Source organism: Devosia sp. ZB163 (assembly GCF_028613635.1).
In the GTDB taxonomy this organism is placed as follows: Bacteria; Pseudomonadota; Alphaproteobacteria; order Rhizobiales; family Devosiaceae; genus Devosia_A.
Genome location: NZ_JAQRMY010000001.1, coordinates 1,032,065 through 1,044,333, shown reverse-complemented (window position 1 = coordinate 1,044,333; position 12,269 = coordinate 1,032,065). Strand labels below are relative to the sequence as shown.

The following is a 12,269-nucleotide window of genomic DNA, read 5'->3' as shown; positions in this document are numbered from 1 at the left end:
GATTGCCGGCGCGACCGAGCTGGTCGCGGAACTGTTCGGGGTGGTGCTCGACGGGGGGAACGAGTCGCTGGGCGACGGCGTTCAGCGCGCGCTCGGTCGTGCGCCGCGGGATTTCGCGGACTTTGCTCAGGCTGCGGCGGCGAAGGGAAGCTGGAGAGTGGCAGCATGAGCTGGATCGACATCCTCACCATCGTCGTGGCGCTCGGCGCTGCGACGATGGGGGGCACGTTCTTCGCCTTCTCGAATATCGTGATGCCGGCGCTGAAGCTGCAGCCGCCGATCGCCGGCATCCTCGCCATGCGCTCGATCAACGTGAGGGTGCTGAACCCGGTGTTCCTCGGCACGCTGATGGGGACGGCCCTGCTCGGGCTCGTCCTCGTCGTCGGCGTGTTCCTCGAGAAGGGAAGCCTGTGGGCGGCTGCCGGCGCGCTGCTCTACATCGTCGGGCTGCTCGGCGTGACCATGTCGCGCAACGTGCCGATGAACGAGCGGCTGAAATCGGTGAACGAGCTCAGCACCGAGGGCGTCGCCTACTGGGGCTACTACCTCACCGAATGGACGCGCTGGAACCGGCTTCGCGGCCTCGCCGGGCTGCTCGCGACCGTCCTCCTGATGCTGGCGCTCGTCAGTTGACGAGGTAGCCGCCGTCGATGGGGAGGACCGCGCCGGTAATGAAGCCGGCGAGCGGCGAGCAGAGAAAGAGTGCGGCCGGCGCGAGATCGGCCGGCGTGCCCCAGCGACCCATCGGGGTGCGGGCCATCAGTTCGGCGTTGCGGGTTTCGTTGGCGCGGGGAACTGCGGTCATCGCGGTCTCGATCCAGCCGGGGGCCAGCGCATTGACCCGGATGTTCTCCTTGGCGAGGGCGGCCGCGAGCGACTTGGTGAGGCCCGCCACGGCGTGCTTGCTGGCGGAATAGGCCGGGGCGTGGGGCGCACCGAAGAACGAGAACATCGAGCCGATGTTCAGCACCGCGCCGCCGAAGAGCTTGCCGCGGAAGGCATAGGCGGTGCGCATCGAGCCGTTGAGGTTGATGTCGATGACGGTCTCGAAGCCTTCGACCGTGTGCTCGGCGGCGCGCAGGTTGACGCCGGCGCAGTTGATGAGGACGTCGACCTTCACGAAGTCGGCGGCGTACTCGGCGACCTGCTCGCTGTTGCGGACATCGAGCTGGGTGTAGCGGAAGCGCGGCTCGGCCTGGGCGCCGGCTTCGACCTCGACCTGGGTGGCGCCGGTGACATGGACGATGGCGCCCGCATCAGCGAAGGCCTGCCCGATGCCCTGGCCGATGCCCGAGGTGCCGCCGGTGATGACGACGGTCTTGCCGGTGAAGAATTCGGATGCCCAGGTGCTCATATGAGATGCTCCGTTGAGGCCCCCTCATCCGCCGCTACGCGGCGACCTCTCCCCCGAGGGAGAGGTGGTGCAGAGGCACGATCCTGCCACAGCGCACCTCTCCCCGAGGGGAGAGGTCAGGCAGTTGCTAGCGTATGAACTGATCGACGTAGTCGGCGCCGAGGCCGACCTTGGTGTAGTGCCGGCGGCACATGTCGATCTTGGTGAAGACGTCCTCGAAGCCGATCTGCTTGTTGTCCTTGTCGAGGTAGACCATGCAGCCGGAGATGTTGAAGAAGGTGATCATCTCGGGCGTGTCCTCGGGGACGGTGAGGGTGTGGATCTCGCCCGGCGGCTCGAAGACATAGGAGCCGGTCTCGGCGACCCAGTCATGCTCGAGATAGTGCCAGCGGCCCTTGATGACATAGCCGTGGACGGGCTGGGGATGGAGGTGCCGGCTGAGGATGCCGGCGCGGCGGACGCGCAGCAGGTTGCACCACTGGCCCTGCAGCGTGTTGAGAAAGAGCGGGCGGAACCAGACGCCTTCGGCCTGCGGCACCCAGACGCGCTCGTCCTCGGGGACCGCGGTGATGGCGATTTCCCTGGGCGCAAGCGGGTGGGTCGAACCGTTGAAGGTATCGTACATGGTGCCTCCTCAATCTGGTATGGTAGTCATAGTCGGCCAGGCGTCGGGGCGCCAGTGGACAAATGTCTGGTTCAGCGCCCCTGGAGCTCGACGACGAGCAGGCCGAACTACCAGTGGAACTCCTCGACGTTCTCGCGGGCGCCGAGCAGGAACGCATCGCCGATGAGGCGCAGGGGCGAGCCGTCCATCTCGGACTTCCCCTTCTTCAGCAGCTTGGCGAAGCGCTCGTAGATCGCCTCGTATTCCTCGGACGGGTTGGCGACGGTTTCCTTGCCGTCGACCTTGAGGACCGTGCCGCCCTTTTCGAGCTTGAGCTGGGTGCCCTTCCTCGTCTCGATGGCGACGGTCCAGATCTCGCCCGACTCCTCGAGCCAGTTGAAGCCGGCGCTGAGCTTGGGCCGGTGCTTCTGGGCCGACTTGAAGACGATCTCGACATCGACCGGGGTCTGCCGGTTGGCCGGGAACTTCAGCGTGGCTTTCTCGACGAAGACGGGGAACGGCATGATCTTGGTGAAGATCGACATGGCGTTGATGCCCGGATCGCAGACGCCGAAGCCGCCCGGCTCCCACACCCATTCCTGGCCCGGATGCCACTTGCGGACGCTCTCGCGCCAGTCGATGCGGACCGACGCGACGCCCTCGTCCTTGAGGATCAGCTGGGCCGCATCGACAGCGGCGTTATAGCGGCTGTGCCAGGTCTGGTAGAGGACGCGGCCCTTCTTCTCGCCATAGGTGACGAGGTCCTCGAACTCGGTGATGGTCGGGGTCGGGGGCTTTTCGAGCAGCACGTCCTTGCCGGCATCGATGGCCTCGCGGACATAGGCGTGGCGGACGCCCGGCGGGGTGCAGATGGAGACGAGCTTGACCTCGGGCATGGCCTTGTAGAGTTCGGCCGGGGTCTTGAAGACCGGCACGTCGCGATGGCCGACGCCGCGGGTCGAGACGCAGGCCGCGAGCTCGAAATCCGGGCTCTTGTCGATCACCGGCAGGTGCTGATCCTGAGCGATCTTGCCGATGCCGATGACGGCGATCTTCTTCTTGGCCATGCGAGGGGTCTCCCTGAAATCGGGCGGCACTTAACGGGAAGTCGGCCGGAAAAGGAAGCGCGCGGCCAAGGAAATTCGTCCGGCTGGCTAAGGCGGGTGTATGCTGGCGGGCGAGGAGAAGCGCCATGTCACGGGCATTCGTTTCCGAAGGCGGCAGCGTGCCGCAGGTTTACGCCACGGCCGAGAGCGCCGAGAGCGCGGCAAACATCCAGCGCGCGATGGACGGCCGCCAGTACGACTATGAGGTGCGCCCGCGCGAGCGCGGCGGCTTCATGGTGGCGCGACTGCGCAAGGACGGCGAGTTCGACTCGTGGGTCGAGGAGTGACCTCTCCACGGGGATCCAAGCTCGTCGCTACCGGACGATGATGGCGCGGAAGTCGTTGACGTTGGTGCCGGTGGGGCCGGTGACGAACAGCCCGCCGATGGCGCGGAAGGCGTTGTAGGCGTCGTTGTTGGCGAGTGCGGCACGCGGGTCGATGCCGGCGGCGCGGAGGCGCGAGGCCGTGGCGCCATCGCAGATCGCACCGGCATTGTCGCCGGCGCCGTCGATGCCGTCGGTGTCGGCGGCGAGCGCGGTAATGCCCTCGATGCCGTCGATGGCGATGGCGAAGGCGAGGAGGAACTCGGCGTTGCGGCCGCCTCGGCCAGTGCCACGGATGGTGACGGTGGTTTCGCCGCCCGACAGCAGGACGGTGGGCCGGGTGAAGGGGCGGTTGCGCGCCCTGACCTCACGGGCGAGGGCCGCAAGCACGCCCGCCACGTCGCGGGCTTCGCCTTCGATGGCATCGGAGAGGATGTGCGGGGTGAGGCCGGCTGCTTGCGCCTCGGCGGCGGCGGCGTCGAGCGAGAGGGCGGCGGAGGCGACGATGCGCACGGTGTTGTGGGCGAAGCGCGGGTCGCCCGGCGAGGGCGCGCGGTTCTCTTCCGATGCAATCAGGTCTTCGGCCGCCTGCGGGAGCTTCAGCTTGTGGAGCACGGCAAGGTGCCGTGCCTCGGCGCGGCTCGAGGCCATGGGCACGGTGGGGCCGGAGGCGACGAGCGAGGGATCGTCGCCGGGAATGTCGGAGACGATCAGCGTCGCCACCCGCGCCGGGGCGGCCATGGCGGCGAGGCGGCCGCCCTTGATGGCGCTCAGCTCGTTGCGGATGACGTTCATGACCGAAATCGGCGCGCCGGAGGCGAGGAGGATCTGGTTGACCTCCTGCTCGTCCTCGAAGCTGAGGCCCGGGGCGGGTCGCGGCAGGAGGGCGGAGCCGCCGCCCGAGATCAGCGCCACGACCAGATCGTCATGGCTGAGGCCCGAGACGGTCTCCATCAGCCGGCGGGCGGCGAGGTAGCCGGCGATATCGGGGACCGGGTGGGCGGCCTCGACGATCTCGATGCGCTCGCAGGGGACGGCATAGCCGTAGCGGGTGACCACCAGGCCCCTGTCGATCGCATGGGGCCAGGCCTTCTCGAAGGCCTGCGCCATCTGGGCCGAGGCCTTGCCGGCGCCGATCACGATGGTGCGGCCGCTGGGCGGATCGGGCAGGTTGGCAGCGATGGCGTGCTGCGGCTGGGCTGCATCCACCGCGCGGTGGAAGAGCCGTTCGAGAAGTTCGCGATCCATGAAATCAGCCCCGGTTGGAGGCATATTGGCGGGGGCGGATGCGGCGCGCAAGCCGGGCGGGCGCTTCACCAAGGTGCGAGCTGCTTGCGCTACGGCGGGAAATACCCATATCGGCAAGCAACTTAGCGGTCAGCTGTGACCGGTACGCAACGTTAACCCTGTGATCGGCTGAACGGTGGCTAAACGGATGGATCAGTCGGGGTTCAATCGCGATGGGGTAGTTGCCGGGCAAACAATGCACAGACATAGTCGGGCTCGGTCGTGGACGCGACCGATTGGCCTCACGCCAGGAAACACGATGAAAAGACTTCGTCCCCTCGCGGGCGCGATGCTTGCGACACTTCTGCTTCTGCCGGCGGGATATGCCGCCGAAGTCGAACCCATCATTCCGGGGCAACCCGAGGGCGGGCTGCCGTCCACGGACAACCCTTCCGACACCGGGCCGGCGCAGGAAGACACCCCTGCGGCGGGCCCATCGTCCAAGGGCGACGGCCCTTCGGAATGGCCGTTCGACAAAGGCCCTACCCTGCAGACCCGCCATTTCGGCCCGCAGGCCGCGCTGTCGTGCGCCGTCGCCGACAAGCCGGGAGCGATCGTGGTCGTCAACGAAGGCGCCGAGGACCTGCCGCCCGGCACGCGCATCAAGTGGCAGTTGCCCGGCCAGCGCGGCTTCTTCGCCCTGCTCGGCCCCCTGGGCGCGGGCGAGACGCTGGTGGCCGACAACGTGCTGAGCGGCACGGCGGACAACGCCGCGTCCTGCACGGCGCGGACCATCTGACACCGCCAAGAGGCCCGCTTGCCGGACTGACAAAAAACTGACATCGAACAAGGCTAGTCAGCCGCCGTTCCCGCCTCAGACCGGTTCGCCATGCCCGAACGCTTCGCCATCTACTACGCGCCCGCCGCGGACCATCCACTCTGGACCAAGGCGGCCGAATGGCTGGGGCGCGACCCGCTGACCGGGGCGACCTTCGAGACGCCGGTGGGCGGCGTTGCGCGCGAGGACCTGGCGGCGCGCTCGGTGTCGGCCCGCCGCTATGGCTTCCATGCCACCATCAAGCAGCCCATGCCGCTCGCCACGGGCAAGACCCGGGCCGAGCTGGAGGACGCCCTCGCCGACTTTGCCAGCATGATGGAGCCTGTCGCGATCGGACAGGTGACGCTGGCGCTGATCGACGGCTTCCTTGCCCTCATTCCGGCCGACCAGACGGCGGCGCTGACCGACTTCGCCGCCGACGTGGTCGAGGCGTTCGAGCCGTTCCGCGCGGCAGTCAGTGCCGCGGAGCGCGAGCGGCGCCTCAAGGGCGGACATCTCACCGAGCGGCAGGTCGAGCTCATCGACCGCTTCGGCTACCCCTATGTGTTCGAGCAGTTCCGCCTGCACATGACGCTGACCGACCGGCTGCCGGAAGTGGAGCGCGAGCCCTACCGGGCCGCCGCGGCCAGGCATTTCGGAGCGCTGGCCGGGGCTGAGCTGATGCTCGACCGGCTCGTGCTGTTCCACGAGCCCGAGCCGGGGGCGCCGTTCGTGCGCCTCGACGATTTCATTCTCACTGGGGAGGCCGCCGATGAGCGAATTCGCGCTCGCTAACGCTCGTATCGTTCTCGGCGACGAGGTGGTGACCGGTTCGGTGCTGATCCGCGACGGGGTGATCGCGGCCATCGATACGGGCGCCGTGCGCGCCGGCGAGGACGTCGAGGGCGACTATGTCATCCCGGGCCTCGTGGAACTCCACACCGACCATTTCGAGAACCATTACCGGCCGCGGCCGGGGGTGACCTGGAACGCCATCGCGGCGCTGCAGAGCCACGACGCACAGGTCGCCGGCGCCGGCATCACCACGGTGTTCGATGCGGTGCGGATCGGTTCGGACCCGGAAGTGGGCGACATCACTGCCGACGTGCGCGCCATGGTCGAGGCGGTGGCCGAGGCGGATGCGGACGACCGGCTGAGGGCCGACCACCACATCCACCTCCGCTGCGAGCTGGCGACGCCGGACGTCGCGCAGCATTTCGAGGACAATTGCAGCAACCCGATCGTCGGGCTCGCCTCGCTGATGGACCACACGCCGGGCGCGCGGCAGTACACGACGCTCGACCACTACATCGCCTATTACCAGAAGAAGCTGCGCCTGTCGGACGCCGAGATGGCGAAGTACATCGCCGACCGGCAGGCCGAGCGCGACAAGTACGCCGACAAGAACCGCGCGGCGATCCTGAAGCGCGGCCGCGAGATCGGGCTGGCTTTCGCCAGCCACGACGACGCGACGGTCGAGCATGTCGACGAGGCAGTGCGGGACGGCATGGCGATCGCCGAGTTCCCCACCACCATGGAAGCCGCGCGCGCCTGCCACGAGGCCGGCATGGCGGTGCTGATGGGCGCGCCGAACGTCGTGCGCGGCAAGTCGCACAACGGCAATATCTCGGCGGCGGAACTGGCCAAGGCCGGCGTGCTCGACGTGCTGAGCTCGGACTATGTGCCGTTCTCGCTGATGTACGCGGCGTTCCTGCTGCCGGAGGTGGCCGACACGATCACCCTACCGCAATCGGTGGGGATGGTGACGGCGCGGCCCGCAGCGGCGGCGCATCTCAACGATCGCGGCGAGATCGCCGTCGGCAAGCGCGCGGACCTCGTGCGGGTGCGGCGGACCGATCCGGTGCCGGTGGTGCGCTCGGTGTGGCGGCAGGGCAAGCGGGTCAGCTGATGGCAACCGGTGCCCTTGTCCTCGTCGTCGGACCGTCGGGCGCCGGCAAGGATACGCTGATCGGCGCGGCGAAGGCGGCATTGGCCGGCGACGGGCGCTTCAACTTCCCGCGCCGGGTGGTGACGCGCGCCGCCATGGTCGAGCTCGAAGACCACGACAGCGTCGATGTGAGCGAGTTCAACCGGCAGAAGCAGCGCGGCGCCTATGCCCTCGACTGGGAGGCGCACGGGCTCTGCTACGGCGTGCCGGCCGCGATCGATGCCGCCATGGTCGCCGGGCGCGTCGTGGTGGTGAATACCTCGCGCCGGGTGGTCGAGCGGGCGATCGAGAAATACCCCGCCTGTCACGTGCTGCTGGTGACGGCCCGGCCCGAGATCCGGGCGGAGCGGCTTGCCGGCCGCGGGCGAGAGACAGCCGCGGAAGTGTCGGCCCGGCTGGCGCGCGAAGGTGCGCCGGTGCCGGATGGGGTCGACCCCATCGTCATCGACAATTCCACCGACCTCGATGCCGGCGTGCGCCGGTTCGTCGGAGCCCTCAAGTCCATCGCGGGGTGAACTTTTCCCGCCGGTGTCGCGTTGCTCCTTCGAACAGCGTCAGACAAAGGGTCCGGCATGACCAGAAGTTCGCTCTATCTCGTAATCGCGGCGCTTGCCGCCATTGCCGTCGGCTTCGGCGTTTACATCGCCTACCAGGAGTCGCAGCGACCGGCGCTTGAGATCCGCGTCGACGAAGGGGGGATCAAGATCGATGGCAACGGATGACGAGAGCCTGCGGGCCCAGCAGATCGAGGAAGCGCTGAAACATGCGCTTGCCCGCCAGAAGGTCGAGAAGGTCGCCGATCTCGACCTCACCAAGCTGGCGGTCGATATCGAGGCGCAGATCGGCCTCTAGCCCCTCAGCCCGCTCGATCCCGAGGGCGACGGGCTGACGCCCAAGGAACTGAACGCCGCCAACGACCTCTGAGGCCGTCCGGCGTTAACCTTTCGGAAACGGAAAGGGGCCGCCCCATTTCCCCGGAGCGGCCCCTTGATCTTTGTGCCTGACAGCTGTGCCGGAACGTGTTCCGACAAGGTCAGAGCTTGGCGATGCACACGCTGCCCACACCCGATTGCTCGGTGCCGAGCTTGGCGGCGGCCGCCTTGGAGAGGTCGATGATACGGCCCTTAACGAAGGGACCACGATCGTTGATCGTGACCTGGATGGACTTCCCCGTACGCTGGTTCGTGACCTTCACGACGCTGCCGAGGGGAAGACTCTTGTGGGCCGCAGTCATGGCATTCTGGTTGAACTGCTCGCCCGAAGCCGTCTTCTTGCCGTGGAATCCCGGACCGTACCAGGACGCACCACCGCATTGAGCCATCGCACCGGTGACAGAGAACGCAAGACCTGCCACCAGGGCGGCGACCGCAACAATCTTCTTATTCAACCTTGGACTACTCACGCTTGTTTAACACGGCGGGAGAAGGCTCTGGTGGTGTGGCGAGAATATGAACCGAATCTGAATACGGCCCCTGCAAATGCAACCGTTGCGTAAATGCATCAGTAGTCCTTACCCAGATCGTTAGATTTTTCCGCGACATTCCAGAAACTTGTCCGGCGTTAACCAAGACTCCATAAGGGATAGGCGGGTGCGACATTCTTTCACCCGATGGGTACGTGCCTCAGCGCCAGACGCCGGCGCGCGGGGCAAATGTGGCCACAATGGGCCGGATATTGCGTGAAATCCCCTCTTTCCGGCGTATCCGGAGCGACGAAAACAGCCTCCTCCGGGTCCTTTTGGCCCCGAAACGGGACCTCGCCGGCCGGCACAACTTTCCTATTTTTGACCAATTGATAAAATTTCGGCGCTGCGTTAGCGTCCAACCTGGAATGGCTCTAAGGAGAGAGGGAGCTGTCGATGAGCGAGGGTATGCTCAAGAACGGCATTTCGGCGGGCCGGCTCGAGCCGGGGCAGTACGCACGCAATTTTTCGGACCTGCATCCACCGCTCGACAAGCACGAAGCATTCGTCGAAGCCGACCGATGCTATTTCTGTTTCGATGCGCCGTGCATGAACGCGTGCCCGACATCGATCGATATCCCGCTGTTCATCCGGGAGATCTCGACGGACAATCCGCTGGGCGCGGCCGAGACGATCTTCGAGCAGAACATCCTGGGCGGCATGTGCGCCCGCGTCTGCCCCACCGAGCAGCTGTGCGAAGAGGCCTGCGTGCGCGAGGAGGCGGAGGGCAAGCCGGTCAAGATCGGCCAGCTCCAGCGCTACGCCACCGATATCGCCATGGAGGAGAACGCGCAGTTCTTCACGCGCGCGCCCTCGAGCGGCAAGACGGTCGCCGTCGTCGGCGCCGGCCCGGCCGGCCTCGCCGCGGCGCACCGGCTCTCCATGCACGGGCACGACGTCGTCATCTATGACGCGCGGCCCAAGGCAGGCGGGCTCAATGAATATGGCATCGCCAGCTACAAGACACCCGACGGCTTCGCGCAGGCGGAAGTGGACTATGTCACCGCCATCGGCGGCATCGAGATCTCACTGGGCCAGCGGCTTGGCGGGGACCTGACGCTCGACGGCCTGATGGGTACGCATGACGCGGTGTTCCTCGGGATCGGACTGGGCGGCGTCAATGCGCTGCGGGCCGAGGGCGAACAGACGGCCGGCGACGGGCTGACCGACGCGGTCGACTTCATCGCCGAGCTGCGCCAGAGCGACGATCTCTCGAAGCTCCCCGTGGGTCGGCGCGTCGTGGTGATCGGCGGCGGCATGACGGCCATCGACGCGGCGGTGCAGAGCAAGCTGCTGGGCGCCGAGGACGTCACCATCTGCTACCGGCGCGGCCAGGAGAACATGAACGCCTCGGGCTTCGAGCAGGAACTGGCGGCTGCCAAGGGCGTTACGATCCGTCACTGGCTCCAGCCCAAGCGGGTGCTGAGCGAGAACGGCAAGGTCACCGGCATCGAGCTCGAATACACGCAGCTCAAGGACGGGCGGCTCGTCGGCATGGGCCACACGCTGACGCTGCCGGCCGACCAGGTGTTCAAGGCCATCGGCCAGACGCTCGATGACGAGACGGCAGCCGGGCTCGAGCTTCGCGGCGGCCGCATCGCCGTCGACGACGAGGGCCGGACATCGCGACCCGGCATCTGGGCCGGCGGTGACTGCATCGACAAGGGCGACGACCTGACCGTGACCGCCGTCGCACAGGGGCGCGACGCGGCCGAGAGCATCCACCGGTACCTGAGCGGGAACTGAGGAGGGACACGCCATGGCCGACATCCGCAACAATTTCGTCGGGATCAAGTCTCCCAATCCGTTCTGGCTGGCTTCGGCGCCGCCGACCGACAAGGCCTATAATGTCGAGCGCGCCTTCAAGGCGGGCTGGGGCGGCGTGGTGTGGAAGACGCTGGGCGAGGAAGGCCCGCCGGTCGTCAACGTCAATGGCCCGCGCTACGGCGCAATCTGGGGCGCTGACCGGCGACTGCTCGGGCTCAACAATATCGAACTGATCACCGACCGGCAGCTGCAGCTCAACCTGCAGGAGATCAAGCAGGTCAAGAAGAACTGGCCGGACCGGGCGCTGGTCGTCTCGATCATGGTGCCCTGCGACGAGGAGAGCTGGAAGGCCATCCTGCCGCTCGTCGAGGAAACCGAGGCCGACGGGATCGAGCTCAACTTCGGCTGCCCGCACGGCATGAGCGAGCGCGGCATGGGCTCGGCGGTGGGCCAGGTGCCCGAGTATGTCGAAATGGTCGTGCGCTGGTGCAAGCAGTACTCGCGCATGCCTGTCATCACCAAGCTGACGCCGAACATCAGCGATATCCGGAAGCCGGCGCGCGCCGCCAAGAACGGCGGCACCGACGCGGTGAGCCTGATCAACACGATCAACTCGATCACCGCGGTCAACCTCGACACGTTCTCGCCCGAGCCCTCGATCGACGGGCGCGGCAGCCATGGCGGCTATTGCGGGCCGGCGGTGAAGCCGATCGCGCTGTCGATGGTGAGCGAGATCGCGCGCGACCCCGAGACGCTGGGGCTGCCGATTTCCGGTATCGGCGGGGTGACCACCTGGCGCGATGCGGCCGAGTTCCTGGCGCTGGGCGCGGGCAACGTGCAGGTCTGCACCGCGGCCATGACCTATGGCTTCAAGATCGTCGAGGAGATGATCTCGGGGCTCTCGAACTGGATGGACGAGAAGGGGCACGCGAGCCTGGACGACTTTACCGGCCGCGCCGTGCGCAACGTCACCGACTGGCAGTTCCTCAACCTCAACTACATCACCAAGGCGCGCATCAACCAGGACCTGTGCATCAAGTGCGGGCGCTGCCACATCGCGTGCGAGGACACGTCGCACCAGGCGATCAGCAAGACGAAGGACGGCAAGCGCCACTTCGAGGTGCTGGAAGACGAGTGCGTGGGCTGCAACCTCTGCGTCAATGTCTGCCCGGTCGAGGACTGCATCGAGATGATCGCGCTCGAGCCCGGCATGCTGGACCAGCGCACCAAGAAGGTGGTCGAGCCGACCTACGCCAACTGGACGACGCACCCGAACAACCCGATGCGCAAGGATCCGGCGGTCGAGCCGGCGGAATGAGAGGGCGGCGTGGCTAGTCCACGCCGACCATCACGTCCGAGGCCTTGATCACGGCGATCGCCGGCTTGCCGGCAGCGAGGCCGAGATCGTCGACCGCCTCGTTGGTGATCGAAGCAGTGATGACGGCTGCGCCGATGTCGATGCGGACATGCGAGGTGGTCGCGCCCTTGATCACCTCGATGACGGTGCCGCGAATCTGATTGCGCGCGCTGAGCTTCATGTTCAGGCCTCCGGTTCGGACCGGGTCAGCAGACGGCAGCCTTAATCCCTCGTCAACCATCGCCCGCTAGCCATGGGCCCGCGCTAAGGATTGGCCAATATTCTGGTCGATAGAGTTGGCGAG

The 12,269-nt window shown here is 66.9% G+C and carries 16 protein-coding genes; 10 read left to right on the top strand and 6 right to left on the bottom strand.

Translation table 11 applies throughout. The features are described 5' to 3' along the window. Positions 1-165: 165 nt before the first annotated feature. Positions 166-633: an anthrone oxygenase family protein gene (locus PRN20_RS05355; RefSeq protein WP_273956045.1), complete on the top strand. Its 468-nt coding sequence runs from the start codon at positions 166-168 to the stop codon at positions 631-633. Here the strand turns inward: PRN20_RS05355 and PRN20_RS05350 are convergent. The 3 genes from PRN20_RS05350 to PRN20_RS05340 form a co-directional block, all read right to left on the bottom strand. Then, on the bottom strand, positions 626-1,354 hold the full coding sequence (locus PRN20_RS05350) for an SDR family NAD(P)-dependent oxidoreductase (RefSeq protein ID WP_273956044.1): 729 nt from the start codon (positions 1,352-1,354) through the stop codon (positions 626-628). The two genes, PRN20_RS05355 and PRN20_RS05350, sit on opposite strands and share 8 nt — an antisense overlap. Positions 1,355-1,481: 127 nt before the next feature. Next, positions 1,482-1,979: a 2,4'-dihydroxyacetophenone dioxygenase family protein gene (locus PRN20_RS05345; protein WP_273956043.1), complete on the bottom strand. Its 498-nt coding sequence runs from the start codon at positions 1,977-1,979 to the stop codon at positions 1,482-1,484. A gap of 107 nt (positions 1,980-2,086) precedes the next feature. Beyond that, positions 2,087-3,025, bottom strand: coding sequence for a Gfo/Idh/MocA family protein (locus PRN20_RS05340; protein ID WP_273956042.1), 939 nt, complete (start codon positions 3,023-3,025; stop codon positions 2,087-2,089). 125 nt (positions 3,026-3,150) lie between these two features. Between PRN20_RS05340 and PRN20_RS05335 the strand changes: the two genes are divergently transcribed. After that, positions 3,151-3,351: a hypothetical protein gene (locus PRN20_RS05335; RefSeq protein WP_273956040.1), complete on the top strand. Its 201-nt coding sequence runs from the start codon at positions 3,151-3,153 to the stop codon at positions 3,349-3,351. 27 nt (positions 3,352-3,378) lie between these two features. Here the strand turns inward: PRN20_RS05335 and PRN20_RS05330 are convergent, their stop codons facing one another. Then, positions 3,379-4,635: a glycerate kinase type-2 family protein gene (locus PRN20_RS05330; protein WP_273956039.1), complete on the bottom strand. Its 1,257-nt coding sequence runs from the start codon at positions 4,633-4,635 to the stop codon at positions 3,379-3,381. Between the two features lie 298 nt (positions 4,636-4,933). Here PRN20_RS05330 and PRN20_RS05325 point away from each other — a divergent pair, with 298 nt between their 5' ends. The 6 genes from PRN20_RS05325 (at position 4,934) to PRN20_RS05300 (ending at position 8,231) form a co-directional block, all read left to right on the top strand. Continuing rightward, the gene (locus PRN20_RS05325; RefSeq protein ID WP_273956037.1) at positions 4,934-5,413 is read left to right on the top strand and encodes a hypothetical protein; all 480 of its coding nucleotides are present in this window, start codon (positions 4,934-4,936) and stop codon (positions 5,411-5,413) included. 90 nt (positions 5,414-5,503) lie between these two features. Then, the gene (locus PRN20_RS05320) at positions 5,504-6,226 is read left to right on the top strand and encodes a DUF1045 domain-containing protein (RefSeq protein ID WP_273956036.1); all 723 of its coding nucleotides are present in this window, start codon (positions 5,504-5,506) and stop codon (positions 6,224-6,226) included. Next, positions 6,204-7,340: an alpha-D-ribose 1-methylphosphonate 5-triphosphate diphosphatase gene (locus PRN20_RS05315; protein WP_273956034.1), complete on the top strand. Its 1,137-nt coding sequence runs from the start codon at positions 6,204-6,206 to the stop codon at positions 7,338-7,340. The genes PRN20_RS05320 and PRN20_RS05315 overlap by 23 nt, the downstream gene beginning before the upstream one ends. Continuing rightward, entirely contained in the window at positions 7,340-7,894 is a 555-nt protein-coding gene (gene phnN / locus PRN20_RS05310; RefSeq protein WP_273956033.1) for a phosphonate metabolism protein/1,5-bisphosphokinase (PRPP-forming) PhnN, read from the top strand. The genes PRN20_RS05315 and phnN overlap by 1 nt, the downstream gene beginning before the upstream one ends. Before the next feature lie 57 nt (positions 7,895-7,951). Next, positions 7,952-8,101 (top strand): hypothetical protein, encoded by a 150-nt coding sequence (locus tag PRN20_RS05305; RefSeq protein ID WP_273956032.1) that lies wholly within the window; start codon positions 7,952-7,954, stop codon positions 8,099-8,101. Beyond that, positions 8,088-8,231 (top strand): hypothetical protein, encoded by a 144-nt coding sequence (locus PRN20_RS05300; RefSeq protein WP_273956031.1) that lies wholly within the window; start codon positions 8,088-8,090, stop codon positions 8,229-8,231. Before PRN20_RS05305 ends, PRN20_RS05300 begins: the two co-directional genes overlap by 14 nt. Positions 8,232-8,412: 181 nt before the next feature. Here the strand turns inward: PRN20_RS05300 and PRN20_RS05295 are convergent, their stop codons facing one another. Beyond that, positions 8,413-8,766 carry a septal ring lytic transglycosylase RlpA family protein gene (locus PRN20_RS05295; RefSeq protein ID WP_273956030.1) on the bottom strand — a complete coding sequence of 118 codons (354 nt, stop codon included), beginning with the start codon at positions 8,764-8,766 and terminating at the stop codon, positions 8,413-8,415. Between the two features lie 471 nt (positions 8,767-9,237). Here PRN20_RS05295 and PRN20_RS05290 point away from each other — a divergent pair, with 471 nt between their 5' ends. Further along, a complete protein-coding gene (locus PRN20_RS05290) occupies positions 9,238-10,587 on the top strand; it encodes an NAD(P)-dependent oxidoreductase (protein ID WP_273956029.1) in 1,350 nt (449 codons plus the stop codon). A 13-nt stretch (positions 10,588-10,600) separates the two neighbouring features. After that, positions 10,601-11,926, top strand: coding sequence for an NAD-dependent dihydropyrimidine dehydrogenase subunit PreA (gene preA / locus PRN20_RS05285; RefSeq protein ID WP_273956027.1), 1,326 nt, complete (start codon positions 10,601-10,603; stop codon positions 11,924-11,926). 13 nt (positions 11,927-11,939) lie between these two features. Here the strand turns inward: preA and PRN20_RS05280 are convergent, their stop codons facing one another. Then, the gene (locus PRN20_RS05280) at positions 11,940-12,146 is read right to left on the bottom strand and encodes a TOBE domain-containing protein (RefSeq protein ID WP_273956026.1); all 207 of its coding nucleotides are present in this window, start codon (positions 12,144-12,146) and stop codon (positions 11,940-11,942) included. Between the last annotated feature and the right edge of the window lie 123 nt (positions 12,147-12,269).